The organism is Curtobacterium sp. CFBP9011, assembly GCF_034045095.1.
GTDB lineage: Bacteria > Actinomycetota > Actinomycetes > Actinomycetales > Microbacteriaceae > Curtobacterium.
On sequence record NZ_JAXCWN010000016.1, the window covers coordinates 2,974 to 4,296 of the forward strand.

At 55.9% G+C, this 1,323-nt stretch carries 1 rRNA gene (only partly in view); it reads left to right on the plus strand.

What is annotated here, in order from left to right:
- Positions 1-1,323: ribosomal RNA gene (locus SOM35_RS17340) — 23S ribosomal RNA — on the plus strand (it extends past both window edges: 727 nt to the left, 1,274 nt to the right).

Consider the following 1,323-nt stretch of genomic DNA (forward strand, 5'->3'; position numbering starts at 1 on the left):
CTTTGTAGGGGTGACGGCGTGCCTTTTGAAGAATGAGCCTGCGAGTTAGCGATATGTGGCGAGGTTAACCCGTGTGGGGTAGCCGTAGCGAAAGCGAGTCTGAATAGGGCGATTCAGTCGCATGTCCTAGACCCGAAGCGAAGTGATCTATCCATGGCCAGGTTGAAGCGACGGTAAGACGTCGTGGAGGACCGAACCCACTTCAGTTGAAAATGGAGGGGATGAGCTGTGGATAGGGGTGAAAGGCCAATCAAACTTCGTGATAGCTGGTTCTCTCCGAAATGCATTTAGGTGCAGCGTTGCGTGTTTCTCGCCGGAGGTAGAGCTACTGGATGGCCGATGGGCCTCAACAGGTTACTGACGTCAGCCAAACTCCGAATGCCGGTGAGTGAGAGCGCAGCAGTGAGACGGTGGGGGATAAGCTTCATCGTCGAGAGGGAAACAACCCAGACTACCAACTAAGGTCCCTAAGCGTGTGCTAAGTGGGAAAGGATGTGGAGTTGCACAGACAACCAGGAGGTTGGCTTAGAAGCAGCCACCCTTGAAAGAGTGCGTAATAGCTCACTGGTCAAGTGATTCCGCGCCGACAATGTAACGGGGCTCAAGCACACCACCGAAGTTGTAGATTTCGCACACTCGACAAGCCTTCGTGGTTCAGTCGTGCGGAGTGGTAGGAGAGCGTCGTGTGGCGAGTGAAGCGGCGGAGTGATCCAGCCGTGGACGCTACACGAGTGAGAATGCAGGCATGAGTAGCGAAAGACGGGTGAGAAACCCGTCCTCCGAAAGACCAAGGGTTCCAGGGCCAGGTTAATCCGCCCTGGGTAAGTCGGGACCTAAGGCGAGGCCGACAGGCGTAGTCGATGGACAACGGGTTGATATTCCCGTACCGGCGAACAACCGCCCAAGCTAATCCAGTGGTGCTAAGAGTCCTAACCCGGTACTTGTTGATCCCTTCGGGGTGAGACGGGCCGGTCTAACGCTCGACCCCATGCTGGTGCGGTTAGCGTATGAACAGGTGTGACGCAGGAAGGTAGCTGAGCCAGGCGATGGTATCCGTAAGGTGAACCTGGTGTAAGGATGTAGGGCTGACGATAGGCAAATCCGTCGTCTGTATGCCTGAGACCCGACGCGTACCCGTAAGGGGAATTCAGTGATCCTATGCTGCCGAGAAAAGCATCGACGCGAGGTTGCAGCCGCCCGTACCCGAAACCGACTCAGGTGGTCAGGTAGAGAATACCAAGGAGATCGAGATAATCGTGGTTAAGGAACTCGGCAAAATGCCCCCGTAACTTCGGGAGAAGGGGGGCCGGACACGTGACCGGA